Source organism: Micromonospora sp. USAFONa4 (genome assembly GCF_057197825.1).
In genome coordinates this window covers 4,820,069-4,844,097 of record NZ_CM170072.1, presented here as the reverse complement: position 1 = coordinate 4,844,097, position 24,029 = coordinate 4,820,069, and the positions used below count along the sequence as shown (strand labels likewise).

At 74.6% G+C, this 24,029-nt stretch carries 27 protein-coding genes; 13 read left to right on the top strand and 14 right to left on the bottom strand.

Annotated elements, in window-relative coordinates:
- Nucleotides 1–106 precede the first annotated feature (106 nt).
- Together AC0OO9_RS21365 and AC0OO9_RS21360 are read right to left on the bottom strand one after the other, a co-directional pair.
- Nucleotides 107–772, bottom strand: a complete 666-nt coding sequence (locus AC0OO9_RS21365; RefSeq protein WP_484511880.1) for a class F sortase — start codon at nucleotides 770–772, stop codon at nucleotides 107–109.
- On the bottom strand, nucleotides 769–1,599 hold the full coding sequence (locus AC0OO9_RS21360) for a DUF4397 domain-containing protein (RefSeq protein ID WP_484511878.1): 831 nt from the start codon (nucleotides 1,597–1,599) through the stop codon (nucleotides 769–771). Before AC0OO9_RS21360 ends, AC0OO9_RS21365 begins: the two co-directional genes overlap by 4 nt.
- 229 nt (nucleotides 1,600–1,828) lie before the next feature.
- On the opposite strand from AC0OO9_RS21360, the gene AC0OO9_RS21355 reads away from it, so the two are divergent.
- Nucleotides 1,829–2,431, top strand: a complete 603-nt coding sequence (locus tag AC0OO9_RS21355) for an RNA polymerase sigma factor (RefSeq protein WP_484511876.1) — start codon at nucleotides 1,829–1,831, stop codon at nucleotides 2,429–2,431.
- Nucleotides 2,385–3,170: an anti-sigma factor gene (locus AC0OO9_RS21350; RefSeq protein WP_484511875.1), complete on the top strand. Its 786-nt coding sequence runs from the start codon at nucleotides 2,385–2,387 to the stop codon at nucleotides 3,168–3,170. Before AC0OO9_RS21355 ends, AC0OO9_RS21350 begins: the two co-directional genes overlap by 47 nt.
- A gap of 221 nt (nucleotides 3,171–3,391) precedes the next feature.
- Here the strand turns inward: AC0OO9_RS21350 and AC0OO9_RS21345 are convergent, their stop codons facing one another.
- The 4 genes from AC0OO9_RS21345 to AC0OO9_RS21330 form a co-directional block, all read right to left on the bottom strand.
- Nucleotides 3,392–4,351: an electron transfer flavoprotein subunit alpha/FixB family protein gene (locus tag AC0OO9_RS21345; RefSeq protein WP_484511873.1), complete on the bottom strand. Its 960-nt coding sequence runs from the start codon at nucleotides 4,349–4,351 to the stop codon at nucleotides 3,392–3,394.
- 11 nt (nucleotides 4,352–4,362) lie between these two features.
- Nucleotides 4,363–5,142, bottom strand: a complete 780-nt coding sequence (locus AC0OO9_RS21340; RefSeq protein WP_484511871.1) for an electron transfer flavoprotein subunit beta/FixA family protein — start codon at nucleotides 5,140–5,142, stop codon at nucleotides 4,363–4,365.
- A gap of 366 nt (nucleotides 5,143–5,508) precedes the next feature.
- Nucleotides 5,509–5,916 carry a hypothetical protein gene (locus tag AC0OO9_RS21335; RefSeq protein WP_484511869.1) on the bottom strand — a complete coding sequence of 136 codons (408 nt, stop codon included), beginning with the start codon at nucleotides 5,914–5,916 and terminating at the stop codon, nucleotides 5,509–5,511.
- 2 nt (nucleotides 5,917–5,918) lie between these two features.
- Nucleotides 5,919–6,716 (bottom strand): GNAT family N-acetyltransferase, encoded by a 798-nt coding sequence (locus tag AC0OO9_RS21330; protein ID WP_484511867.1) that lies wholly within the window; start codon nucleotides 6,714–6,716, stop codon nucleotides 5,919–5,921.
- A gap of 40 nt (nucleotides 6,717–6,756) precedes the next feature.
- On the opposite strand from AC0OO9_RS21330, the gene AC0OO9_RS21325 reads away from it, so the two are divergent.
- The 3 genes from AC0OO9_RS21325 to AC0OO9_RS21315 are packed head-to-tail and all read left to right on the top strand — an operon-like array spanning nucleotide 6,757 to nucleotide 7,946.
- Nucleotides 6,757–7,140, top strand: coding sequence for a DUF202 domain-containing protein (locus AC0OO9_RS21325; protein WP_132240822.1), 384 nt, complete (start codon nucleotides 6,757–6,759; stop codon nucleotides 7,138–7,140).
- Nucleotides 7,137–7,484, top strand: coding sequence for a DUF202 domain-containing protein (locus AC0OO9_RS21320; protein ID WP_484511865.1), 348 nt, complete (start codon nucleotides 7,137–7,139; stop codon nucleotides 7,482–7,484). Before AC0OO9_RS21325 ends, AC0OO9_RS21320 begins: the two co-directional genes overlap by 4 nt.
- A gap of 27 nt (nucleotides 7,485–7,511) precedes the next feature.
- Nucleotides 7,512–7,946 carry a PLD nuclease N-terminal domain-containing protein gene (locus tag AC0OO9_RS21315; RefSeq protein WP_421457682.1) on the top strand — a complete coding sequence of 145 codons (435 nt, stop codon included), beginning with the start codon at nucleotides 7,512–7,514 and terminating at the stop codon, nucleotides 7,944–7,946.
- Nucleotides 7,947–7,991: 45 nt separating this feature from the next.
- Here AC0OO9_RS21315 and AC0OO9_RS21310 read toward each other — a convergent pair whose 3' ends face one another.
- Together AC0OO9_RS21310 and AC0OO9_RS21305 are read right to left on the bottom strand one after the other, a co-directional pair.
- Nucleotides 7,992–9,614: an acetolactate synthase gene (locus AC0OO9_RS21310; RefSeq protein WP_484511863.1), complete on the bottom strand. Its 1,623-nt coding sequence runs from the start codon at nucleotides 9,612–9,614 to the stop codon at nucleotides 7,992–7,994.
- A 120-nt stretch (nucleotides 9,615–9,734) separates the two neighbouring features.
- Nucleotides 9,735–10,508, bottom strand: coding sequence for an enoyl-CoA hydratase-related protein (locus tag AC0OO9_RS21305; protein ID WP_311414554.1), 774 nt, complete (start codon nucleotides 10,506–10,508; stop codon nucleotides 9,735–9,737).
- A gap of 99 nt (nucleotides 10,509–10,607) precedes the next feature.
- Between AC0OO9_RS21305 and AC0OO9_RS21300 the strand changes: the two genes are divergently transcribed.
- Nucleotides 10,608–11,084 (top strand): DUF6232 family protein, encoded by a 477-nt coding sequence (locus AC0OO9_RS21300; RefSeq protein ID WP_484511861.1) that lies wholly within the window; start codon nucleotides 10,608–10,610, stop codon nucleotides 11,082–11,084.
- Here AC0OO9_RS21300 and AC0OO9_RS21295 read toward each other — a convergent pair.
- Nucleotides 11,081–11,482, bottom strand: coding sequence for a nuclear transport factor 2 family protein (locus AC0OO9_RS21295; RefSeq protein WP_484511859.1), 402 nt, complete (start codon nucleotides 11,480–11,482; stop codon nucleotides 11,081–11,083). The genes AC0OO9_RS21300 and AC0OO9_RS21295 overlap by 4 nt on opposite strands.
- Before the next feature lie 430 nt (nucleotides 11,483–11,912).
- Here AC0OO9_RS21295 and AC0OO9_RS21290 point away from each other — a divergent pair, with 430 nt between their 5' ends.
- Nucleotides 11,913–12,392: a DUF6232 family protein gene (locus AC0OO9_RS21290; protein WP_132240829.1), complete on the top strand. Its 480-nt coding sequence runs from the start codon at nucleotides 11,913–11,915 to the stop codon at nucleotides 12,390–12,392.
- Between the two features lie 57 nt (nucleotides 12,393–12,449).
- Complete coding sequence (locus tag AC0OO9_RS21285; RefSeq protein ID WP_484511857.1) at nucleotides 12,450–13,199, top strand: hypothetical protein; 750 nt, start codon at nucleotides 12,450–12,452, stop codon at nucleotides 13,197–13,199.
- A gap of 11 nt (nucleotides 13,200–13,210) precedes the next feature.
- Here AC0OO9_RS21285 and AC0OO9_RS21280 read toward each other — a convergent pair whose 3' ends face one another.
- A complete protein-coding gene (locus AC0OO9_RS21280) occupies nucleotides 13,211–13,801 on the bottom strand; it encodes a hypothetical protein (protein WP_484511855.1) in 591 nt (196 codons plus the stop codon).
- 183 nt (nucleotides 13,802–13,984) lie between these two features.
- On the opposite strand from AC0OO9_RS21280, the gene AC0OO9_RS21275 reads away from it, so the two are divergent.
- On the top strand, nucleotides 13,985–15,340 hold the full coding sequence (locus AC0OO9_RS21275) for a BTAD domain-containing putative transcriptional regulator (RefSeq protein ID WP_484511853.1): 1,356 nt from the start codon (nucleotides 13,985–13,987) through the stop codon (nucleotides 15,338–15,340).
- A 20-nt stretch (nucleotides 15,341–15,360) separates the two neighbouring features.
- Here the strand turns inward: AC0OO9_RS21275 and AC0OO9_RS21270 are convergent, their stop codons facing one another.
- Together AC0OO9_RS21270 and AC0OO9_RS21265 are read right to left on the bottom strand one after the other, a co-directional pair.
- Entirely contained in the window at nucleotides 15,361–16,257 is an 897-nt protein-coding gene (locus AC0OO9_RS21270; RefSeq protein ID WP_484511852.1) for a ribokinase, read from the bottom strand.
- Nucleotides 16,258–16,354: 97 nt separating this feature from the next.
- Entirely contained in the window at nucleotides 16,355–17,149 is a 795-nt protein-coding gene (locus tag AC0OO9_RS21265; protein WP_484511850.1) for an ABC transporter ATP-binding protein, read from the bottom strand.
- Between the two features lie 130 nt (nucleotides 17,150–17,279).
- Here AC0OO9_RS21265 and AC0OO9_RS21260 point away from each other — a divergent pair, with 130 nt between their 5' ends.
- Entirely contained in the window at nucleotides 17,280–18,290 is a 1,011-nt protein-coding gene (locus AC0OO9_RS21260; protein ID WP_484511848.1) for an ABC transporter ATP-binding protein, read from the top strand.
- The gene (locus AC0OO9_RS21255; protein ID WP_484511846.1) at nucleotides 18,287–19,300 is read left to right on the top strand and encodes an ABC transporter permease subunit; all 1,014 of its coding nucleotides are present in this window, start codon (nucleotides 18,287–18,289) and stop codon (nucleotides 19,298–19,300) included. Before AC0OO9_RS21260 ends, AC0OO9_RS21255 begins: the two co-directional genes overlap by 4 nt.
- Nucleotides 19,301–19,540: 240 nt before the next feature.
- Here the strand turns inward: AC0OO9_RS21255 and AC0OO9_RS21250 are convergent, their stop codons facing one another.
- Complete coding sequence (locus tag AC0OO9_RS21250) at nucleotides 19,541–20,716, bottom strand: ROK family transcriptional regulator (RefSeq protein WP_132240836.1); 1,176 nt, start codon at nucleotides 20,714–20,716, stop codon at nucleotides 19,541–19,543.
- A gap of 166 nt (nucleotides 20,717–20,882) precedes the next feature.
- Here AC0OO9_RS21250 and AC0OO9_RS21245 point away from each other — a divergent pair, with 166 nt between their 5' ends.
- Together AC0OO9_RS21245 and AC0OO9_RS21240 are read left to right on the top strand one after the other, a co-directional pair.
- Nucleotides 20,883–22,334 carry a glycoside hydrolase family 3 protein gene (locus tag AC0OO9_RS21245; protein WP_484511844.1) on the top strand — a complete coding sequence of 484 codons (1,452 nt, stop codon included), beginning with the start codon at nucleotides 20,883–20,885 and terminating at the stop codon, nucleotides 22,332–22,334.
- A gap of 92 nt (nucleotides 22,335–22,426) precedes the next feature.
- Nucleotides 22,427–23,629 (top strand): PP2C family protein-serine/threonine phosphatase, encoded by a 1,203-nt coding sequence (locus AC0OO9_RS21240; protein WP_484511842.1) that lies wholly within the window; start codon nucleotides 22,427–22,429, stop codon nucleotides 23,627–23,629.
- 1 nt (nucleotide 23,630) lies between these two features.
- Here the strand turns inward: AC0OO9_RS21240 and AC0OO9_RS21235 are convergent, their stop codons facing one another.
- Nucleotides 23,631–23,987, bottom strand: a complete 357-nt coding sequence (locus AC0OO9_RS21235) for an STAS domain-containing protein (protein WP_484511840.1) — start codon at nucleotides 23,985–23,987, stop codon at nucleotides 23,631–23,633.
- Nucleotides 23,988–24,029 lie beyond the last annotated feature (42 nt).

The window sequence follows — 24,029 nt, the reverse complement described above, 5'->3', positions numbered from 1 at the left end:
CCACGGACGCCGGCACCGGGCGGGGAGGGCGCTCCTCCCCGCCCGGTGCCGGGCCCGCCAGGTGCGGGGCACCGCCGTGTCGGGGGCACCACCGCCGTGCGGCCGATCAGGCGGGTACCGCCGTGACGACGATGTTGTCGCGGTACTTGCGGGCCTTCGCGTCGAACGGTCCACCGCAGGTGATCAGGGTCAGCCGCGGCTTGCCGTCGCGGGCGAAGTACCGGTCCAGCGGGATCCTGGTCTTGTCGTACTCCTCCCGGGCGACGACCCGGTACCGCCGGGCCTCGCCGTCACTGCCGGTCGCGGTGAGGGTGTCGCCCTCGTCGAGTTCGCGCAGGCGGTAGAAGGCGCCCTTGCCCTGCGTGGCGCTGTCCACGTGGCCGGCGACGACCACCGAGCCGGCGTCGGTCTCCAGGCCCGGCCCGTACCGGTACCAGCCGATCTGGTCGACGCTGGGCGGCACCTCGAACTCATTGGTGCGCTCGTTGATGCCGACCGCGTTCACCGTGGCGGTGACGTCGATCGTGGGGATCTCCAGCCGTACCGGCGGGACGACCTTCGTGCCGGCCGGCAGGTTTCCCGGGGCGACCGGGACCGAGGCGGCGTCGCCGGTGGTGACCGACGGGGCCGGCGTGGGGCTGGCCAGGGCCGCCGCCTCGTCGGCGCCGACGTTCCCGGCCGGCCGGGAGCCGCAGGCGACCACGGTCGCGACGGTGAGCGCGGCGACGCCGGCGGCCACGGCCGCCAGCGCCCCGCGGTGGCGCACCGTCACCGGCGACCGGTCCGGGCGGTGGCGACCCGCGCGCCGCCGCCGATCAGCAGGAGCGCGCCGGCGCCGGTCAGCACGTACCACCAGGTGTCCACGCCGGTGCCGGCCCGGCCGCCGTCGCCGCTGGGCACCCCGGCCGGGGCCGAGTGCAGGCCGGTGATGGTCTGCGCCACGACGTCGAGGTTCTTCGCCTCGGCCGAGCCGATGGCGTACACGATCGTCGCGGTGCCCTCCTTGAGGTCGAGGTCCGCCGGCCCGATCGCCACGGTGTCGGTGCCGGCGAGCACCACGTCCGCCTTGACGGCGCCCGCGTCGACGTCGCCCTTGGCCTCGTTCGGGTTGGTGAGGTCCTCGAAGACCGGGGTGCCGCCGGCGCGCACGTCCACCGCCGGGGCGGCGGCGGTGTGCCGGACGATCAGCCGGGCCTTGCCGGCGGCGACCTTGCCGGTGTCGTTGACGAACGGCGTGATCTTCGGCTTGCCGGCGGCGTCGAGGTGGGCGGCGAGGCTGATGTTCGCTCCGCCCGGCACCGCGGCGTCGTCGACGCTGAGGATGGCCTGGGCGATCGGCTCGCCGGGCTTGGTGAGTGCGATGTCGTACGCGCCCTCCTCGAGGTTCAGCGGGCCGGCCACGTCGCCGGGCTTGAAGTTGTCCAGCGTCTTCTCGCCGTTGACGTACACGTCGACCGGGGTGTCCGGGATGCCGTGCACGACGGAGACCTTGGACGTGGCGGCGTACGCGGGGGTGGCGGTGAGGGCGCCGGCTCCGGCGAACGTCAGCGCGGCGACCGCGCCGCCCGCGGCGACCCGACGGAAGTACGAGAGCTGCATGTCTGCCTCCTGGTGATTGGTGCTGGTTCGTCAGGCCTGGTGTGCAAAACGAGTTACGCCCGGTCCACCGCCGCCGGATGCGACCGGAGGCAACTTCTTTTGGTCCGTCGCAGCCGCATCCGTGCGCCGCCCGCGGAGCGAAGAGCTGCTGAGACCAGACCGACCGGAGGTGGGGGCGATGGCTGTGGGAGTTACAGTCGGGCATGCCCCCTGGAAGGCGAGCCGCCCTGTGACAGCGGCACGGCAGGAGCCGTACCCACCCGAGGACGACCTCGCCGCCCGCTTCCGTGCGGGCGACGAACGGGCACTGCGGGAGGCGTACGACCGGTACGGCCGGGCGGTCCTGCACCTGGCCACCAGCACGTTGGCCAACCGCAGCGACGCGGAGGACGTGACCCAGACCACCTTCGTCGCCGCCTGGCTGGGGCGGGACACCTTCGACCCGGCCAAGGGCTCGCTGGTCGGCTGGCTGCTCGGCATCGGCCGCCGCAAGGTGGTCGACCGGCTGCGGGCCTCCGCGCGGGAGACCCGGGTGGTCGAGACGGTCCGGCAGTTGCCGGAGTCGGCACCGGCCGGCCCGGATCCGGACACGGTGGTCGACCGGCTGGTGGTCGCCGACGAGCTGGCCCGACTCCCCGACGACCAGCGGCGGATGCTGGAGTTGGCGTTCTTCGACGACCTGACCCACCAGCAGATCGCGACGGTGACCGGAGTGCCGCTCGGCACGGTCAAGAGTCACATCCGGCGCGGCATGGCGAGCTTGAAACGCAGATGGGAGGTGGACGGTGCCGCACCTGGACCACGACCGGCTGGTCTTCCTGGCGCTCGGTGAGACCGAGGCGGACGCCGGAGAGAACACCCACCTCGACACCTGCGCGCACTGCCGGGCGGAGATGGAGACCCTCCAGCACGTGGCCGGCCTCGGCGCCGGCGCCCAGGGCCTGCACGACCTGCCCGATCCGCCGGAGCACGTCTGGCAGGGCATCGTCACGGAGATCCGCACGGCGCAGACCCTCCCGGCGCTGCCCGGGCCGCGCGCCGAGCGGTCGCCCGACGAGCGCCCCTCGGGCGACCGGCCGTCCGGCCGGTCGGGCGGGGTGCTCCTGGCGCCGAGGCGTGGGCGCTTGTCGCGCTGGGCCGTGACCGCCGCGACGGCGGTGGCCGCCGCCGCGATCGGGGTCGTCGGCACCGTCGCCGTGCTCGACGCGACCGCGCCGGCGCCGGAGCCCGCCCCGCGGCGGGTGGTGCTGGCCAGCGCGCCGCTGAAGGCGTACGGGGAGACGCCGCCGGAGGCCAACGGCGAGGCCCGGGTGTTCGACAACGGCCGGCTGCACCTGCACCTGGCGAATCTCCCGGACGTCCCGGGGTACTACGAGGTGTGGCTCATCAACCCGCGGAACATGGAGATGTTCTCGGTCGGCGTGCTCGGCGACGCGACGGACGAGTTGCTGCCGTTGCCGCCGAACGTGGACCTTGAGGCATACTCGGTTGTCGACGTCTCCGCCGAGACGTACGACAACAACACCGCCCACTCCGGCAAGAGCCTGGTGAGGGGCACCCTGACGGGCTGATCGGCGGGCCGGCTCAGCTCCCCGGCCCGCCGATCAGCTCCCATCGCCGGCCCCGGGCCGGCGGGTCCCGCTGGCTCAGCCTCCGATGGCTCGGTGCCCACCCTCTGGCCGCCAGTCGCGTCCGGGGCCAGCCTGCCGTGAGTCGTTCCGGGCGGCCGGAGAAACGGCGGGGGCCGGAAACCGTCGCCACGGTTCCCGGCCCTCACTCGGACGGAGTCAGCTCACTTGCGCTTGCGGATCTCGTCGGCGGCCTGCGGGACGATCTTGAACAGGTCGCCCACCACACCGAAGTCGGCCAGCTCGAAGATCGGCGCCTCGCCGTCCTTGTTGACCGCGACGATCGTCTTCGAGGTCTGCATGCCCGCCCGGTGCTGGATCGCGCCGGAGATGCCCAGGGCGACGTAGAGCTGCGGGGAGACCGTCTTGCCGGTCTGGCCCACCTGGAACTGGTGCGGGTAGTAGCCGGAGTCGACGGCCGCGCGGGACGCGCCGACGGCGCCGCCGAGCAGGTCGGCCAACTCCTCGACCAGCTTGAAGTTGTCGGCGTTGCCGACACCGCGACCGCCGGAGACGACCACGCCGGCCTCGGTGAGCTCCGGGCGGGAGCCCTTCTGCTCGGCGACCCGGTCGACGACCCTGGCCAGCTTGTCGGTGTCCGCCACCGCCACGGTGAGCTGCTCGACCGCCGGGCTCGCCGCCGCCGGAACCGGGTTCACCGAGTTCGGCCGGACCGTCACCAACGGCAGACCACGAGTCACCTTCGACTTCACGATCGTGGAACCCGCGAACGCCACCTGCGTGGCCGTACCGTCAGCGGCCAGGGCGACCACGTCGGTCAGGATGCCGTTGTCCAACTTCACCGCCAGCCGGGCGGCGATCTCCTTGCCCTCCTGCGACGACGCCAACAACACCGCCGCCGGCTGGACCCGCGACACCAACTCGGCCACCACGGTCGCCTTCGGCGCCACCAGATAGCCGTCGATCTCCTCGCTCTCCGCCGCGTAGATCTTCTCCGCGCCGTACTCACCCAGCTTCGCGCTCAACGCCTCGGCGGCACCGGGACCGCCGAGCACGACCGCGCTCGCGGTGCCCAGCTCGCGGGCGAGGGTGAGCATCTCCAGGGTGACCTTCTTGACGCCGAACTCCCGAGTGGCTTCGACGACGACCAGAACCTCAGACATGACCCAACCCCTCACACGAACTTCTCGGTGGCGAGGAACTCGACCAGCTTCACGCCGCCGTCGCCCTCGTCGGTGACCTTCGCCCCGCCGGAACGCGGCGGACGCTTGCTGTGCTCCAGCACGGCGCTGGTCGCGCCCTCGAAGCCCACCTCGCCCGCAGCGACACCCAGGTCACCCAGCGACAGCGTCTGCACCGGCTTCTTCTTGGCGGCCATGATGCCCTTGAAGGACGGGTAGCGCGGCTCGTTGATCGTGTCCCACACGGAGACCACGGCGGGCGCGGTGGCGGTGACCACCTCGTAGCCCTCCTCCGTCTGCCGCTCCACAGTCAGGGTCGAGCCGTCGACGGTGAGCTTGCGGGCGCCGGTCAGCGCCGCGATGCCCAGCCGCTCGGCGAGCATGTGCGGCAACACCTGCACCCGGCCGTCGGTCGACTCGCTGCCACAGAGCACCAGGTCGGCGTTCAACTGACCGAGCGCGGCGGCGAGCACCTTCGAGGTGGCGACGGCGCAGGAGCCGTGCAGGGCGTCGTCCACCACGTGCACCGCCTTGTCCGGACCCATGGACAACGCCTTACGGATCGACTCGGTCGCCCGGTCCGGACCCATCGTCAGGACCGTCACCTCGCCCCCGTGCGCCTCCTTGATCTTCAACGCCTCCTCGATGGCGTACTCGTCCATCTCGTTGATGACGTTGTTCGCCGAACCGCGGTCGACGGTGTTGTCGTCAGCACGCAGGCTGCGGTCCGCGCCCGAATCGGGCACCTGCTTGACGAGTACGACAATGTTCATCGCGCTTCGACGACCCTCCTGTTGGTGTTGCGATCGCTCGCCCGGTCTGGGGCGCAGCCTCGCGCGTCCGTTGACGCCGGTCAACCGCGCGGTGCTGTGCAGTTGCCCACGGCGCAATGTTACCTGCCAGTAGCATCCGGCTCCGGCGACCTCAGGGTGACACAGCTCACGAACGACCCTGCGGGCGGGTAATCTGACGAATCGGGAGGTGTCACGATATGTCAGAAACCGCCAGCGAAGGCCAGCCCGACGTTCCGCGGCACCGCTGCCGCCGGACGCGGCCCGAGGCGTACCGCTGCGCCTGCGGCCGGCTCCGCGACCGCTGCGTCCGGGCCACCGTCCGGGCCCTCTGGTCGCCGACCCGGCTCACGCCGGCTGATCGAGCGCGTCCCGGATCCGCTCGATGACCGCCGCCTCGGCCGGGGCCACCCCCCGGTGCGCGACGGCCACCCGCTCGGCAGCGGACAGCACGACCTCGCGGTAGCCCGCCACGTCCCCGGGCGCCTTCTCCCGCAGGATCCGCACGGAACTGCCCAGCGCCGGCAGCACCACCGCCTCGATCTCCAGCGCCGAGTCCCGGGGCAGCTTCGGCAGCGGACCGCTGGTCAGCGCTTCCTTGACCACCCCGCTGCTGTCGGCCATCGCACCGGAAGCGGCGAAGCTCTCCCGGAACAGGGCGAGCATCCCCGGGTCCGCGTTGGCCACCAGGAACACCGCCCCGAACGCGCCCGTCTTGAGGGTCAGCCGCTCCTCGGCCGTCAACCGCTGCTCCATGATCACGGAGTGTAGACGTACGGGGTGGCGGTCGTGACCGGGACGAGACCGAGCCGCTGGAGGATCGGCCGGCTCTCCGGCGAGCAGTCCACCTGGAGCAGCGTCCTGCCGCGCTGCTCGGCCAGGCGCGCCCGGTACGCGACCAGCGCCCGGTAGACGCCCCGCCGCCGCCACTGCGGCAGGGTCGAGCCGCCCCAGAGGGTCGCGAAGCCGGTGTTCGCCTGGTAGCGGACCCAGCCGGCACTGACCACGGTGTCGTCCGCCTCGGCGACGACGACGGTGATGGACTGCGGGTCGGCCTCGATCTCCCTCGCCAGGCCGGTCACCAGGTGGCTGCGGTCGTCGTGCCAGACCGCCTCCTCCATCGCGGCGATGCGCGCCAGGTCCTCCCGGGCGCTGACCTCGCGCAGGCGTACCCCCTCGGGCAGCACGGGCACGGCGGCGGCCAGTGCCGCGACCGGACCGACCACGACGGTCTCCTCCGCCTCCGCGACGAACCCGGCGGCGCGCAGCCGATCGGGCAGGTCGGCCGGCTGGTCGTGGCCGTTGAGCTTCCACTCCACCGCCTCGCCGCGCTGGCGGAAGAACTCCACCTGCCGGGCGATCAACGCGTCCAGTTCGGCCCCGGCGAGCCCGTCCAGCGTGCGGTACGTGAGGAAGCCGCGATGGTCGAGGCCGAGGATGCGGACCAGCGGGCCGTCCCGTTCCACGGTGACCCCGGCCGGCAGCGGGTCCGGAATCTCCGGGCGGATCTGGGCGTCGTAGGCGTCTCGCAACGTGCGGGCGTCAAGATCGGTCATCACTCGAGGCTACGGCCGACCGAAAACGGATAATGACCACGTGTGGCAGGCAATCAGGCGGTGGTTCGACCCGCGCGAGCTGCGGGCGGTGGGCAGCACCCCCGACTACCGGTTCTCGCTGGCCAACGAGCGGACCTTCCTGGCCTGGCTGCGTACCGGGCTGGCACTGGTCGCGGGCGGGCTGGCCGCCGCGCAGTTCCTGCCGCAGGCGCACCTGCGGGAGGTGGTCGCCATCGCGCTGCTGCTGCTGGGCGGCACGGTCGCCGTGCGGGCGGTCGACCACTGGGCGCGTACGGAGCGGGCCATCCGGCTCGGCGAGGAGCTGCCCGCCTCGCGCTTCCCGGCGGTGCTCGCCCTCGCCGTCGGCCTCGGCGCGCTGCTGCTGGTCGCGGCCGTGCTGGCCCGGGCGGTCGGCGGCCCGTGAGCCACCAGACGGAGCCGCCACGACGGGACCGGCCGGCGCGTGACCCCGGGCTGCAACCCGAGCGGACCCGGCTGGCCTGGCGGCGTACGGCGCTGGCGCTCACCGTGATCATGGTGCTGACCGTGCGGCTCGCGCTCACCGGCCCGACCGCCGACGGAACGCTCGGCGCGCTGGTCGCCGGGGTCGCCGTGCTGGGCTGGGGCGCGGCGCTGGCGATCTGCTGGCGGCGGGCCACCGGCACCGGTCCACTCCCCGGCTACGGGCGGTCGCTGCCCCTGGTCGCCCTCGCCACGGCCGGCTTCGCGCTGCTCGGCACCCTCCTGGCGGCGAGCGGCCTGGGTTGACGGGGCCCGGTGCGCCATGATTGACGCATGGCCCGGCTCTACGTCCTCCTCTTCGTCGTGCAGATCGTCCTCGCCGTCTGCGCGCTGATCAGCTGCCTCTCCGCCGAGGAGGGCGAGATCAAAGCCCTGCCCCGGATCGCCTGGGTGCTGATCATCCTGTTCTTCCCGCTGCTCGGCTCCCTCGCCTGGTTCGCCGCCGGGCGCGAGCGCGTCCCCGGGCGGCCCGCCGGCGGGACGCCGAAGGGCCGGCTCCTGCCGCCCCGGGAGCGGCCCCGCCCGGTCGCCCCCGACGACGACCCCGAGTTCCTCCGCTCGCTCGGCGAGCGTTCCCGGCGCGAGGACGGCGAGCTGTTCCGCCGCTGGGAGGAGGACCTGCGCCGCCGCGAGGACGAGATGCGCCGGCGCGACGGCGAGCCGCCGCGCGAGGAGGACCGGCCCGAGGGGTCCACGCCCGCGTCCTGAGCCCGCCGCCGTCGCCGGCCGTCCGGCGACGGCAGCGGGCCCCGCTCAGGCCAGGTTCGACGAGCGGGGGTATGCGTCGGCCGGGTCGGTGAGCACGTTGACCAGGTACGGCACGCCGGCGTCGAACGCCCGCCGCAGCGCCGGGCCGAGGTCGCCCGCCTTCGCCACCGTCTCGCCGGCCCCGCCGAGGGCGCTCACGACGTGGTCGTAGCGCAGCTCGGGCTGGAGGTCGGCGGCGACGTCGTAGCCGTACATGGCGCGCATGGGGTGCTTCTCCAGGCCCCAGATGCCGTTGTTGCCGACCACGATCACCACCGGCAGCTTCTGCCGGGCGAGGGACTCCACGTCCATCAGCGAGAAGCCGGCCGCGCCGTCGCCCATGAGGACGCAGATCTGCCGGTCGGGGTGGCTGACGCGGGCGCCCATCGCGTAGCCCATGCCGGTGCCCAGGCAGCCGTACGGGCCGGGGTCGAGCCAGGTGCCGGGCTGCGCGGGCTCCAGGTAGCGGCCGGCGTACGAGACGAAGTCGCCGCCGTCGCCGATGGTGATGGCGTCGCGGGCGAGGACCTTGCGCAGCTCGCCGTAGACCCGGGCGGGCCGGATCGGGTCCGTCTCGGCGGACATCTCCTCGGCGTCGCGGGCCTTCGCGGCGTCCTCGGCGGTACGCAGCTCGGCGATCCAGTCGGCGTGGTCGGCCCGGTCGCCCGGGTGGTCGGCCAGGGCGGTGAGGATCAGCCGGAGGTCGCCGGCGGGGGCGGCGGCCGGCTGCACGTGCGCGGCCCGCTGGCTGGGCGCGTCGACGATGTGCACCACCTTGGCGTCGCCGAAGTCGCCGAAGCTGAGCCGGAAGTCGAGCGGGGTGCCGATCACCACGACCACGTCGGCGCCCCGCAGCGCCACGCGTCGGGCCTTGGCGAAGGCGAGCGGGTGCTCCGGCGGCAGCGCGCCCCGGCCCATCCCGTTGGTGAAGACCGGCACCTGGAGCGACTCGGCGGCGGCCCGCAGGGCGTCGACCGCGTCCCCGGCGTAGACGTCGGAGCCGGCGATGATCACCGGGCGGCTCGCGGCGGCGACCAGGCCGGCCGCCTTCGCCACCTCGTCGGGGTCGGGCTCGACCGGCGCGATACCCGGCAGCGCGGGCAGCTCGACGTCGGAGACCGAGAAGACCGCCTCCAGGGGGAAGTCGAGGAAGACCGGGCCCCGGTGCGGGGTGAGCGCCGTGGTCAGCGCCGCGGTCACCGCGCGCGGGATGTCGTCGGGGCTGAACACCGTCTCGGCGTGCTTGGTGACGGGGGCGACCAGCGGCAGGTGGTCCATCTCCTGGAGGCTGCCCGAGCCCCAGCGGAACTGCGGGGCCCGGCCGCCCAGCACCAGCACCGGGGAGGCGTTGAAGTACGCGCTCGTCAGCCCGGAGATGCCGTTGGTGACGCCGGGGCCGGCGGTGAGCACGGCGAGGCCGGGTCGGCGCTGGAGCTTCGCCACCGCCTCGGCGGCGAAGACCGCCGACTGCTCGTGCCGCACGTCGTAGAGGGGGAAGCCGGTCTTGTGCGCGGCGTCGTAGAGCGGAAAGACGTGCCCGCCGGAGAGGGTGAACATCTCCCGCACCCCGTACGCACGCAGCGCCGCGAGTGCGAGCTCCCCGCCGTGACCTTCGATCCGCTCCGTCATCGCCACTCTCCTCTTCGTCCGCATGGCCGGAGTCACACGCTACTCACCGGTAGGCGGAATGTGAACAGTTCTCTCGACTCGATGCCCGGGCCGGCGGGCCACCCCGCCGGCCCGGTCCGGTCAACGACCGGTGAAGTCCGGCTTGCGCTTCGCCACGAACGCCGCCATGCCCTCGCGCCGGTCGTCGGTGGCGAACAGCGCCGCGAAGAGCTGGCTCTCCCAGGCCAGGCCGGAGTTCAGGTCCATGTCCAGACCGGCGTCGACGGCGAGCTTGGCGGCGCGCAGGGCCTGCACCGGACCGGTGAGGTACGGGCGGACCAGCTCGACCGCGGTGTCGTAGACCTCGGCCGCCGGGGCGACCCGGTCGGCCAGGCCGATCCGCAGGGCCTCCTGGGCGTCCACCATCCGGCCGGACATGATCAGGTCCTTGGCACGGGCCGGGCCGACCAGACGGGCCAGCCGCTGGGTGCCGCCCGCGCCGGGGATGATGCCGAGCTTGATCTCCGGCTGCCCGAGCTTGGCGTCCTCGGCCACCACCCGCCAGTCGCACGCCAGCGCCAGCTCGCAGCCGCCGCCGAGGGCGTAGCCGGTGATCGCGGCGACGACCGGCTTGGGGATCCGGGAGATCGCGCCGAGCGCGCTGGACAGGTCGGCCGCCCGGTCCGCCATGTCCACGTAGGACATGTCGGCCATCTCCTTGATGTCCGCGCCGGCCGCGAAGACCTTCTCCCCGCCGTACACGATGACGGCGCGGACGCCCGGGTCGGTGGTGGCCGCCGCCGCGGCGGCGCGCAGCTCCTCCTGTACCTGGGTGTTCAGGGCGTTCATCGGCGGCCGCTCCAGCCGGATGGTGCCGATGCCGTCCCTGGTCTCCAACCGCACGAACTCGCCCACGCTGGCCCTCACTTCCTCGTCGAAGTCGCGTGCCAACCTTACGGCCCGGATCGTTGGGGTAAGTAGTGTGGTCTCAGGCCCGCCACCGGGAGTACCGCCATGATCACGTACTACGACGACAGGTCCGTGCAGGTCACCTCGACCGCCGTCCGGGTGGACGGCCGGACCTTCCGGCTGGCCGACATCAGCATGGTCTGGCACCAACGCGGCAGCCGGTCCTGGCGGGTGCTCGTCGGGCGCGGCGCGATCGGCGCGGCGCTCGCCGGCCCCCTGGTCGCCGCCGCCCTCGGCATCGCGCTGGCGCTCTGGCTGGACCGCTCCCTCACCGTCACCATCGCCATCGTCGGCGCCTCGGTGCTGATCGGGCTCGCGGTCGGCCCGGTCGCCGACTTCCTCTTCGAGCACCTCGACCGCTCGTACGCCCGGGGCAGCCGGCAGTTGGAGATCTGGGCCCGCTGGCGCGGCCAGCCGGTGCGCCTGCTGTGCACCGGCGACGCGCTGCGCTTCGGCCAGATCTACCGGGCGGTGCAGCGGGCCGTCGAGGCGGGCCAGCCCGCGTCGCCCCGCCGCCGCTAGAACCGGATCGGCTCGTCCGGCAGCATGCCCAGGCCGCGCAGCAGCCCGAACAGGTCCTGCTCGCCCCAGAACTGCACGATCCGGCCACCGGCCAGCCGGTACATCTTGCAGGCGCTCTGCACCGCCGTCGCGCCGGTCGCGTCCCGGCGGTAGGTCTGCGCCAGCGACACCACCACGCGGTCGCCGGCCGCGAAGATCTCGACGAGCTCCTGGTCGAGCACCGTCAGCCCCGGCGAGATGACGGCCCCCTCGACGAAGTGCCGCCCCCGGACCGGCGTGCCGGAACCGTAGATCAGCACGTCCTCGTCGACCACCTCGCGCAGCTCCGCCAGGTCCTTGCTGACGAAGGTCCGCAGGTAGCGGCGAACCACCTCGACGTTGCGCTCCTGCTCCGTCATGACCGGTCACGGTACCGCCCCGAACGGCCCGGCACCGCCCGGTGCCGCCCGGTGCCGCCCCGGACCGCCCGGACCGCCCGGGCCGTCCTGGACGACGGGCTGGCGACGTGGGCCTCGGGGCCCCTCGCCAGGCACGGTGGCCGGCCGCCCACGCTGTCGAGCTGCCCCGCCCGACGGGGCAGGCACGCCGGTCGGCCCTTCGGCTCGCACGCCGCTGAGCGGTCCCATGAACGGGGCAGCTCGACAGCCGCCGGCCGGGCTTCGGCGTCAACTCCGAGGTCGCTCCGACACCCTTGTGGTGCGTTGCAACGCCGAAGCGACGCCGCAGCGGTGGCGTTCCAACGCCGCTTCGGCAGCGCCTCACCTGGCGACACCCCCAGAGCGGGCGGCGCGAGCGGCGCGACCCGTGCGGCAGTGGTTAGGCTTAGTGATGACCATCTATTACCGGGACGACGCGGTGCAGGTGACGTCGGAGTCGATCCGGGCCGGGGGCCACGCCGTGGCGATCGCCGACGTGACGTACGTCTGGCACGCGCAGGGGCCGAAGACGCTGGCGGTACGGGGGCGGGTGCTGGGGCGCGGCGTCCTGGTCCTGCTCCTCTCGCTGCCTCCCCTGGTCGCGGTGGTCTGCGTGCTCTCGCTGGCCTGGTCGGCGCAGGACCGGGGCGAGTGGCAGCTGGCGCTGATCATCCTCGCCGCGTGCGTGGTCGGCGCGCTGGCCCTGGCCCCCTTCCTGGAGATCCCGCTCGGCTGGCTCGACCGCTCCTACGAGCGGGGCAGCAAGGTGCACGAGCTCTGGGTCCAGCACCACGGCCGGGAGGTGCTGCTGCTGCGCACCCCGGACGCCCTGCGGTTCGGGCAGATCTACCGGGCGGTGCAGCGCGCGGTCGAGCAGTACACCGACTCCTGACCCCGCTCCCACCGCCCTGTCCGGCGGCGCGGGCGTGGGCGACGCACACTTGGTGCCATGGTGATTCCCCTCCCCCGGCCCGCCGCGGTCGTCGGTCTGACCCGTTCCGCCCTCGACCAGGCCCTCGGCTCGGCGGCCTCGTTCGCCGCCGTGCCGGCCCGCGCGTTCGCCGTGCTGGACTCGGTGGAGGCCCTGCTGAAGCGGGTCGACGGCGTGGTGGACCGCATCGACGGCGTGGTGGACCGGATCGAGCAGACCCTCGACCGCACCGACCGGGTGCTCACCGACGCCGAGGGCGCGGTAAGGGAGGTGGCCGTCATCAGCGCCGCCGCGACCACCGCGATCGAGACCGCCACCGAGGTGGCCGCCGCCGCGGCCGTCGTGGTCGGCGAGGCGGAGAAGGTGTCCCGCACGGCCGGCGCGGTGGTCGCCGGGGCCGACGCGGTGGCCGTACGGGCCGCCGGCACCGTGGGCACCGCGGCGGAGGCTGCGGCCACCGCCGCCGAGCTGCTGACGGCGTACGAGCCGGCGCTGCGCCGGGGCGCCCCGATGGCGAACCGCTTCGTCGAGCAGCTCAGCCACGAGGAGGTGAACGCCGCGATCCGGCTCGTCGACGAGCTGCCGAAGCTCAAGCAGCATCTGACCGCGGACATCCTGCCGATCCTGGCCACCCTGGACCGGGTCGGCCCGGACCTGCACGACCTGCTCGACGTCACCCGCGACCTGAAGCTCGCCGTCGCCGGCATCCCCGGGCTGGGCATGCTCCGCCGCCGGGGCGAGAAGCTCACCGACGACGCCGAGGCGTGACCGGGACGCGCTCACGCCACGTCGGTGCACACGTCGTGCGTGCTGCCGCGCACCATCGTGATGGTCTTGTCGTACGTCGGGGTGAACTCCACCCGGAACACCCCGTCCACCAGCCACAGGCCGCGCGGCAGCGATCCGGCGTTCTCCCGGAACCCGAGCAGCACCGGCCCGAGCACGTACCAGGTCATCGAGCCGTCCGTGCCGTAGGTCACCAGGGAGGTGCCGCTGGCATCCGCCAGGCTCGTCGCCCCGGTCTCCAGATTGGTCACCTGGCTGACGAGCGCCCCGGTGTACAACTCCCGCTTCGGCGCACCGCCCGGGTACGTCTCCAACACCAGCTTGCGGACCTCGTCGACGACGGGTCGGACGCGCACGGCGAAGTCGCAGCGCGCCCCGGCGGGCATCTCGAAGGCCTCCTGCGGCGCCGGCACCCAGCCGCCGAGCCGGTTCGCCTCGGCGAGGGCGGCGGTGACCTCGGCCGGCGCGGCGGCACCGGCGGGGCCCGGGGACGCACCGGTGCCGGCGGCGGACGCCCCCGTCACCGGGGTCACGGCGAACACGGCGGCGGCCAGGAAGGTTCCGATGCTCGTACTCCAACGCATGGTCACTCCAGCTGTTCTCGACGGTCGGTCGAACCAGGGTCACCGGCGGCGCTGACCACGTCCTGACCGCCGGGCCAGCGGTCGCACCACCGTCGTCGCCGCCAGGCCCCGCCGGCGCCCGCGCGGTCACCAGCGGCTCACCGGCCGACAACCCCCGGCGGCGGTCAGGTGGTATTAGCGGGTATGGACTTCCGACTGCTCGGCCCCTTCGAAGCGCGCCAGGACGGCCAGCCGGTCGAGCTCGGCAGCCGCCGTCAGGAACGGTGCATCCTCGGCGTCCTCCTGCTCGAACCGGGCCACCTGGTCGGCACCGACCGGCTGATCGACCTGCTCTGGCACGGTCAGCCGCCCGCCTCGGCCCGCGGCGCCGTGCACACCTACATCGGACGGCTCCGGGCGGCGCTTTCCCCGCACCGGGTCCGGATCAGCACCCGGGGCGACGGCTACCTCGTGGAACCCGACGGGCACCGGGTCGACGTCGGCGAGTTCACCGGCCTCGTCCACCGGGCCGGCGGCGTCACCGACCCGGCCGAGCGGGTGCGGCTGCTCGACCGGGCAATGGACCTCCGGCGGGGCCCGCTGCTCGCCGACACGGCCGACGACGAACTGCGCGCACGGCTCGACGGCCCGATCGAGGAACTCCACCTCACCGGCGTCGAACTGCGGTCCGAGGCACGGCTGGCGCTGGGCCAGCAGGCCCGCGTGATCGCCGAGCTGACCCCGCTGGTCTCCCGGTACCCCACCCGGGAACGGCTCGTCGCGGCGCTGATGACCGCGCTGTACCGGGCCGGCAGGCAGGCCGACGCGTTGCTGCTGTACCGCACGGCCCGGCGGACGCTGGTGGCCGATCTCGGCGTCGAGCCGGGAATGCGGCTGCGGGAGGTGCACCGGCGGATCCTCCGTGACGACCACCGCCTCGACCGGCCCGACCGGCCCGTGTACGAGGTACGGGTCCACGGCGAGAGCCTGCCGTGGAGCGTGGGTGGGCATCCGGCGTTGGAGTTCTGCAACACCTTCGCCGGCTGGGGACACGAGCCACCGCTGCCCGGCTCGGAGTGGCTGCGCGGCTACCGGACCCTGGCGGTCTGGGCCGGGCACGTGGGGCTGGCCGACGACGCCGCCGTGAGCAGGCTCCTCGTCCTCGCACGGCGCCACCCCGGCGAGGCCGCCGTCGCGCTCGACGAGGCCCGTGCCCTCCGCACCCGCCTGTACGCCTGCCTGACCGATGCGGACGACCGGCACTCGTTCAACGCCGTCGCGCGGGCCGCCGAGGCTGCCGCCGGGACGCTGGTGTTCCGGCGCGACAGCGACGGCCGGGGGCGGTGGTGGACGGACCTCTCGGCCGGGCTGCGGCTGCCCGTGCACGCCGCCGCGTGGAGCGCCGCCGCGCTGCTGGCCGACCCGCGTCGGCTGACCGTCCGCGCCTGCTCGGACGAGCGGTGCGGTTGGCTCTTCCTCGACGAGAGCGGCCTGCGCCGCTGGTGCAGCCTGGGAACCTGCGGGCGCCCGGCCGCGCAGGCGCCGTGCCGGAGCGCCTGACGAGCGGCGGGTCGACCGGATCAGGCGGGGACGTACAGCTCGTCGATCTCGGCCCGGGTGGGCAGCGCGACGGAGGCGCCGAGCCGGCGGGCGCAGGCCGCCCCGGCCGCCGCCGCCCAGCGCACCGCGTCGACCACGTCCCGGCCCTCGCCCCAGGCCACGGCGAGCGCGGCGGTGAAGGCGTCCCCGGCCGCCGTGGAGTCGACCACGTCGACCTTGACCGCCGGCACGTGCACGGCGGTGCCGTCCCGGTCCCCGTACCAGGCGCCCTCCGCGCCGAGGGTGAGCACCGCCCGGGGCGCCAGGTCGAGCAGGGCCGACGGCTCGTCCCGGCCGCGCCCGGTGAGCGCCTGCGCCTCGGTCTCGTTGACCACCAGCAGGTCGGTCGCCGCCAGCAGCTCCGGCGGCACCGGCACGGCCGGGGCGGCGTTGAGCACCACCCGGGTGCCGGCCGCCCGGGCGACGACGGCCGCCTCGGTCACCGTCGCGACCGGGATCTCCAGCTGCGCGAGCAGCACGTCCGCCCCGCGTACGGCGGTCAGCTCGGGCTCGGTCAGGCCGGTCATCGAGGCGTTGGCCCCCGGGCTGACCAGGATCGCGTTCTCGCCCTCGGCGTTGACCATCACCAGCGCCACGCCCGACGTGCCGTACGTCGTGCGGAGCTGCCCGGTGTCGACGCCGGCGGCGGTGATCCGCGCCCGCAGGGTGACGCCGAACGAGTCGGAGCCGATCGCCCCGAGGAAGGCGCAGGAGGCGCCGGCCCGGGCGGCGGCGGCGGCCTGGTTGGCGCCCTTGCCGCCGGGCACCATGACGAAGTCGGTGCCGAGCAGGGTCTCCCCCGGCCGGGGCAGGGCTGGGGCGGTGCCCACCAGGTCCATGTTGGCGCTGCCCACCACGACGACCCGGGTCTGCCGCATCGCCACCTCCTCGCCGCCGGGTTGCGCTGCGGCGAAGTCTAGGACCCCGCGAAGCCCGGGGCCCAGGCGGCGGCTCCGCCCTGGACCGGGGCGTCGGTCAGGCGGCGCGGGCGGTGAACCGGTCGCCGGAGCGCTCGACCAGCAGCGGCAGACCGAAGGTCTTGGAGAGGTTGTCCCCGGTCAGCGTGTCGTCGAGGAGCCCCTGCGCCACCACGCCGCCCTCGCGCAGCAGCAGCGCGTGGGTGAAGCCGGGCGGGATCTCCTCCACGTGGTGGGTCACCAGCACCAGCGCCGGGGCGTCCGGGTCGTACGCCAGCTCGGCCAGCCGGGCGACCAGGTCCTCGCGCCCGCCCAGGTCGAGCCCGGCGGCGGGCTCGTCGAGCAGCAGCAGCTCCGGGTCCGTCATCAGCGCGCGGGCGATCTGCACCCGCTTGCGCTCCCCCTCGGAGAGGGTGCCGTAGGCGCGTTCGGCGAGGCCGCCGATGCCGAGCTGACCCAGCAGGGCGCGGGCCCGGGCCTCGTCGCTGCTGTCGTAGCTCTCCCGCCAGCGACCGAGCACCGACCAGGCGGCCGTGACGACGACGTCGCTTACCCGCTCGTCGGCGGGCACCCGCTCGGCGAGGGCGGCGGTGGAGAGCCCGATGCGGGTCCGCAGCTCGTTGACGTCGGTGCGGCCGATCCGCTCGCCGAGCACGTGGGCGGTGCCGGTGGTCGGGTGCAGCCGCCCGGCGGCGAGGTTGAGCAGGGTCGTCTTTCCCGCGCCGTTCGGCCCGAGCACCACCCAGCGCTCGTCCAGCTCGACCCGCCAGTCGACGTCGTGCAGCAGTGCCGTGCCAGCCCGGCGTACGCCGACGCCGTCGAGGCTGACCACCAGATCCTCGTCCCCAGTCACCCGACCATCCAACCACGCAACGCGGGGCGCCCCCCACGGGCGGCGCCCCGGCCATAGGGTGGGGCGCCGTGTCGTTGGTCACCACAAGCGGAGGACGGTCCATGCCCGATCGGAGCAGGGAGCCGCGCGGATGAGCGCGGTCATCGAGATCGAGGGGCTGCGCAAGACCTTCCACAGCGTGCGGCAGGGCCGCCGGGTGGCGGTCGACGGCTTCGACCTGCTGGTGGAGGCCGGCCAGATCCACGGTTTCCTCGGCCCCAACGGGTCGGGCAAGACCACCACGCTGCGCGCCCTGCTCGGGTTGGTGCGGGCCGACGCGGGTCGGATGACGGTGCTGGGCGTCCCCTCGCCGGACGGGCTGCCCCTGGTGGCCGGGCGGGTCGGCGCGATCGTGGAGAGCCCGCAGTTCTTCGGCAACTTCACCGGCCACCGCACCCTGCGCCTGCTCGCCCGGGCCGGCGGGGTGCCGGTCGCCCGGGTCGACGAGGTGTTGGAGCAGGTGGGCCTGTCCGACCGGGGCGACGAGCGGGTCAAGGGCTACTCGCTGGGCATGAAGCAGCGGCTGGCGGTGGCCTCCGCCCTGCTCAAGGATCCGGAGCTGCTGATCCTGGACGAGCCGGCGAACGGGCTGGACCCGGCCGGCATCCGGGAGATGCGGGACCTGATGCGCTCGCTGGCGGAGGCCGGCGTGACCGTGCTGGTCTCGAGCCACATCCTGGCCGAGATCCAGCTGATCTGCGACCACGTGACGATCATCTCGCGGGGCCGGCGGGTGGCCGCCGGGCGCGTCGACGAGGTGCTGGCCGGCTTCGACCGGCACGAGCTGCTGGTGCGGGTGGACGATCCGCAGCGGGCCGTGGAGATGCTGACGGCGGCCGGGCTGGCGGCGACCGGGCACGACGACCACCTGGTGGTGGGCGGCGTGGACGACGCCACCGAGGTCAGCCGCACCCTCGGCGAGGCGGGCCTCTGGGTGCGCGAGCTGACCCCGCTGCGGCCCGACCTGGAGAGCGCCTTCCTCGAACTGACCGGCACGGCGACGCACCCGACGCTGCCCCGGCAGGTGGACGACTCGGTGCTGCCCGACGGCGGGGCCTCCGAACCGGTGATCGACCTCGACGAGCGGGGAGTGGACGCGTGAACCTGGTCCGTGCCGAGCTGGAGCGTCTCGGCGCCCGGCGCTTCGTGCAGCTCATGCTCGTCCTGTTGGTGCTCGCGTTCGGCGTCACGGCGGCGACCACCCTGGCGAGTTCCCACCGGCCCACCGCCCAGGAGGTCTTCGACGCCCAGCAGGCCGCCGCCGCGGCGCGCAGCGAGCTGGAGCGCACCCACCAGCTCTGCCTGGACCGGCAGCGCGGCGTCGTGCAGGCGGACGACGTGCAGGAGTACGTCCCCGACGACTGCAGCGAGGTCGACCCGGCCCTGATGGAGCGGGCGCCCGTGGCGTCCGACTACCTCGCCGGGGTGTTCACCTTCGCCGAGGAGGCCAAGCCGCTGCTCTACTTCCTCATCGCCTTCCTCGCGCTCTTCGGCTTCCTGGTCGGCGCCTCCTACATCGGCGCCGACCTGAACTCCGGTGGCGTGGTCAACCTGCTGCTCTGGCGTCCCCGGCGGATGACCGTGCTCGGCACCAAGCTGGGCACGCTGCTCGGCGGGACGGCACTGCTGTCCGTGCTGGCCTCGGCGGCGTACCTCGGGACGTTCTGGCTGATCGCGCAGGTCGCCGGGCGGCCGGGGCGGCTCGACGGGGAGTTCTGGGGCTCGCTGGGCGCGAACTGGGGGCGCGGCATGCTGCTGGTGCTGCTGCTCACCGTGCTCGGGTTCGCCGTCGCCACCCTGGGCCGGCACACCTCGGCGGCGCTCGGCGCGATCGCCGGCTACCTGGTGGTGTGGGAGCTGGGCGCCCGGCTGGTGATGGAGATCCTGGAGGTCGTCAAGGTGGACCGGTACATGCTCTCCAGCTACGCCGCCGCCCTGCTCAACGGCCGGGTCGAGTTCTGGGACTACCGGGCGTGCGACAACGGGGTCTCCAACTCCTGCGACGGCCTCTACGTGGTGACCTGGCAGCCGGCGCTGGTGTTGCTGCTCGGGCTGACCGGCGCGCTGGCCGCCGCCGCCTTCGTGGCGTTCCGCCGCCGCGACCTGATGTGACGCCCGGCCGCCGTCGGCGGGCGCGGGCGCGGCAGGACCTTGCAGTCCCCGGGCCCGCGATGAAATATTCCTTCACATGACGCCCGGCCGCCGTCGGCGGGCGCGGGCGCGGCAGGACCTTGCAGTCCCCGGGCCCGCGATGAAATATTCCTTCACATGACGCCGGGCCGCCGCCGACCCCGCCGACCCTGGTCGGCGGGGTCCGGCGCGCGGTCCACGCCGGCCGTCGGCCGACCCCGGTCAGCCGACGGTCGAGCCGAAGACCTCGTCGCGGACGGCGTCCAGCGCGGTACGCAGCGCACCCCGCAGGATCGGCTCCTCGGTCAGCCCCGTCGGCACGACCCGGGGACGGACCAGCGTGATCGCCGCGACCTCGTGCTGCACGCGCTCGGCCAGCGCCGCCCCGCCGGCCTGGCCGACCTCGCCGGCGAGCACCACCAGCGGCGGGTCCAGCACCACACAGGTGCTCGCCACGCCCAGCGCCAGCCGGCGGGCCACCTCGTCGAGCATGGGGCCGCCCGCCGTGCCGTCGGCCACCGCCGCCCGTACCGCGACCGCGCCGCTGTCGTCCGGGTAGCCGTGCGCACGGGCCAGGTCGCGGACCGCGTCCGCGCCGATCAGCTGCTGGAACGCCGGCTTCGCCCGGCGGGACACGTCGCGCGGGATGGGCGCGCCGGGCACCGGCAGGTAGCCGATCTCGCCGGCGGCGCCGCTGCTGCCGTGGTGCAGCCGGCCGCCCAGCACGATCGCCAGGCCGACGCCGGCGCCGACCCAGACCAGCACGAAGTCCGTCAACCCCTGGGCCGCGCCCGACTGCGCCTCGGCGACGGCGGCCAGGTTCACGTCGTTCTCGAAGACCACCGGGGTGTGCAGGTCGTCCCGGAGCGCGGCGAGCAGACCGGTGTGCCAGCGGGGCAGGTTGAAGGCGAACGTGATGTCGCCCGTGCCCGGGTCGACGAGGCCGGGGGTGCCCAGCACGATCCGCCGTACGCTCGACAGCTGCGCCCCTGCGCTGCTCGCGGCCTGGACGACCGCGTTGTGCACCACCCCGACGGGGTCGTCGGTGTCCCGGGTCGACTGCTCGACGCGGCCGATCACCGCCCCGGTGATGTCCGCGCAGGCGGCGACCACCCGGTCGGCGCCCACGTCCACCCCGACCACGTGCGCGCTGCCGGGCCGCACGGCGTAGAGCTGGGCGTTGGGCCCCCGCCCGCCGGCCTGCTCGCCGACGCGCGTGACCAGGCCCCGCTCCTCCAGCCGCTCGACGAGCTGGGAGGCGGTGACCTTGGACAACCCGGTCAGCTCGCCGAGCCGGGCCCGGGTCAGCGGCCCCCGCTCCAGCAGCAGCTCCAACGCCGCGCGGTCGTTCAGCGCCCGCAACAGGCGGGGGGTGCCGGGCAGCCGGGTCGCACTCATGCCACGTCCTCTAGTTTTGGTAAACCTTGCTAACTGTAAACCGACCTGCGAGCGGGTAGCCGACAGCGTATCGGCCGCCCGGGAGCGGGGTGGTCGGCCGACCCGGTACGTCACCGACCCCCGCCGGTACGACTTCCGTACCGCGGGGACGAAAGGGGAAGATCACGTGGGGCTGGATCCAGGACTGCGCCGGCTCGCGCTCGGCACGCTGCTCGCCGCGTACCCGGGGCCGGTTCCCCCGGGCTGGGCGGTCGACCTGGTCGCCGAGGGGCTCGCGGGGCACACCCTGTTCGGCACCAACGTCCACGACCCGGCGCAGGTGGCGGCGAGCACCGCCGCCCTGCGGGCCGGGCGCCCGGACGTGCTGATCGCGATCGACGAGGAGGGCGGCGACGTCACCCGGCTGGCGCACGCCACCGGCAGCCCGTACCCGGGCAACGCGGCGCTCGGCGCGATCGACGAGGTGGCGCTGACCCGCCGCGTCTACGAGGCCATCGGCGCGGAGCTGGCCGCCCTCGGCGTCACCGTCAACCTCGCGCCGACCGTCGACGTGAACACCGCCGACGAGAACCCGGTGATCGGCACCCGCTCGTTCGGTGCCGACCCGGCCCGGGTCGCCGCGCACTCCGCCGCCGCCGTCACCGGCCTCCAGGCGGCCGGGGTCGCCGCCTGCGCCAAGCACTTCCCGGGCCACGGCGCGACGGTCGCCGACTCCCATTACGAGCTGCCCACCGTGGACGTGCCGCTCGACGTGCTGCGCCGGCGCGACCTGCCGCCGTTCGCCGCTGTCGTCGAGGCCGGCGCGAGGGCCGTGATGACCGCGCACATCCGGGTGCCGGCGCTGACCGGCGACGGCCCCGCCACGTTCAGCCGGGCGGTCCTGGTCGACCTGCTGCGCGGCGAGTACGGCTTCACCGGCACGGTCATCACCGACGCGCTGGAGATGAAGGGCGCCGCGGTGGCCGCCGGCGGGGTCGGCCCGGCCGCCGTCCGGGCCCTGGCCGCCGGCGCCGACCTGCTGTGCATCGGCGCCCAGGTCGACGCCGAGCTGGTCGAGCGGGTGGTCGCGGAGATCGTCGGCGCGCTCGGCGACGGCCGCCTGGACCGCTCGCGGGTGGAGGAGGCGGCCGGCCGCGCCGCCGCGCTCGCCGCCTGGACCCGGACCACCGGCGCGACGCCGGCCGCCCCCGACGGACTCGGGTACGCCGCGGCGCGACGCGCCGTGCGGGTGGAGGGGGAGCTGACCGGCCTGGACCGCCCGCTGGTCGTCCAGCTGCACGCCGCCTCGACCATCGCCGAGGGGCGGGTGCCGTGGGGCCTCGGCCCGCACCTGGACGGCACGGAGGAGCTGCGGGTGGTCGCCACCGAGACCGGACCGGCCGCCCTGCGCCAGCTCGCCGGGGACCGGCCGATCGTGCTGGTCGGCCGCCATCTGCACCGGCTGCCGGGCGGCGCGGACCTGGTGACCGCGCTGGCCGCCGAGCATCCGGTGACCGTGGTCGAGATGGGCTGGCCCTCCCGGTGGCGGCCGGCCGGCGTACGGGCGTTCGTCACCACGTACGGCGCGAGCCACGCCTGCGGTCGCGCGGCCGCCGAGGTGCTCGGCCTGGCTGGCTGACGCCGGCACCGGGGGGCCGCGCCGGCAGGTGGCGGTCACTCCCGGGCGGGCCCGGCCGGCTTCGACCGGGCCCGCCCGGGGTATGCGACAGCATGACCGCCACCGACCCATGGCACCGGGCCCTGGCCGACCTCATGTCCCGGTCCCATCGGCTGCCGCCGGACGAGCTCGCGGCCACGGTCGACGCCGCGCTGCGGCCGTTGGGCGTGACGGCGACCGTGTACCTGGTCGACGCCGAGCAGCACGGCCTGCGCCCGCTGCCCGGGACGAGGCGGGCGGCGCCGGAGGTGCTGCCGATCGACACCAGCCTCGCGGGGCGCGCCTTCACCCAGGTCGAGGTGCACGCGGGGCAGGGGCCACCGCCCCGACTGTGGGTGCCGATCGTCAACGGCACCGACCGGCTGGGGCTGCTGGAGGTGTTTCCGCCGGCCGACGCCGACCTCGCCGACGGGGCGCTGCGGGACGGCTGCCGGCTCGTCTCCGGGCTCGTCGGCCACCTGGTCACCAGCAAGGGCGACTACGGGGACGCCCTGCACCGGGTGCGGCGCAGCCGGCCGATGGGGGTCTCCGCCGAGCTGCTCTGGAACCTGCTCCCGCCGCTGACCTTCGCCACCTCGGAGGCGGTGGTCAGCGCCCTGCTCGAACCCTGCTACGAGGTCGGCGGCGACGCCTTCGACTACGCGGTGCACGGCGGGACCCTGACGCTGGCGATCCTCGACGGGGTCGGGCACGGCCTGCCGGCGGTGCTCACCACCTCGGTGGCGCTGTCGGCGCTGCGGGCGGCCCGGCGTACCGGCGCGGACCTGCCGGGGCTGGTCCGGGCGGTGGACGCCTCGATCGCCGGCCAGTGGGACGACGCGCGGTTCGTCACCGCCGTGCTCGCCGAGTTCGACACCGGCTCCGGAACGCTGCGGTACGTCAACGCGGGGCACCCGCCGCCGGTGCTGCTGCGCCGGGGACGGGCCGTGCAGGAGCTGACCGGGGGCCGCCGGCTCCCGCTCGGCCTGCCCGACGGCCGCGTCGAGGTGGCGCGGACCCGGCTGGAGCCCGGTGACCGGCTGCTGCTGCACACCGACGGAGTGACCGAGGCGCGCGACGCGGCGGGCGAGATGTTCGGGCTCTCCCGCCTGGCGGACCTCGCCGAGCGGCACATCGGTTCCGGGCGGCCGGCGGCGGAGACGCTGCGCCGCCTCAGTCACGCGGTGACGGAACACCAGGGCGGGACGCACCAGGACGACGCGACCCTGCTGCTGGTCGAGTGGTCCGCCGCCGCGGCGGCGAACTCGGAGCCCTGAGTCAGTCCAGCCCGCGCCATCCCCGCGCGACGGGCCGGTCGGCGTCGGCGTCGGCGAGCCCGAGCAGGGTGCCGACCCCGGTGATCCGAAGGACCCGCGCCACGCCCGGCTGCGGGCCGGCCACCCGCATCGTCACGTCGCGCTCGCGGCCCACGGAGACGCCGTGCACCAGGACGCGTACGCCGCTGGAGTCCAGGAACCGCAGGTCGGCGAGGTCGACGACGACCTCCCGGACGCCGGGTCGGCGCAGCGCCTCGGTGAGCGTCGCCTCGAACTCGCCGGCGGTGGCCATGTCGATCTCACCGGCCGGGCGCAGGACCACCTGGCCCGGCTCCGCGTTCCGCTCACCCGGATCCATGGCCGCCTCACCGTCGAAGGTCGCGCCGGCTCCGACGCGACT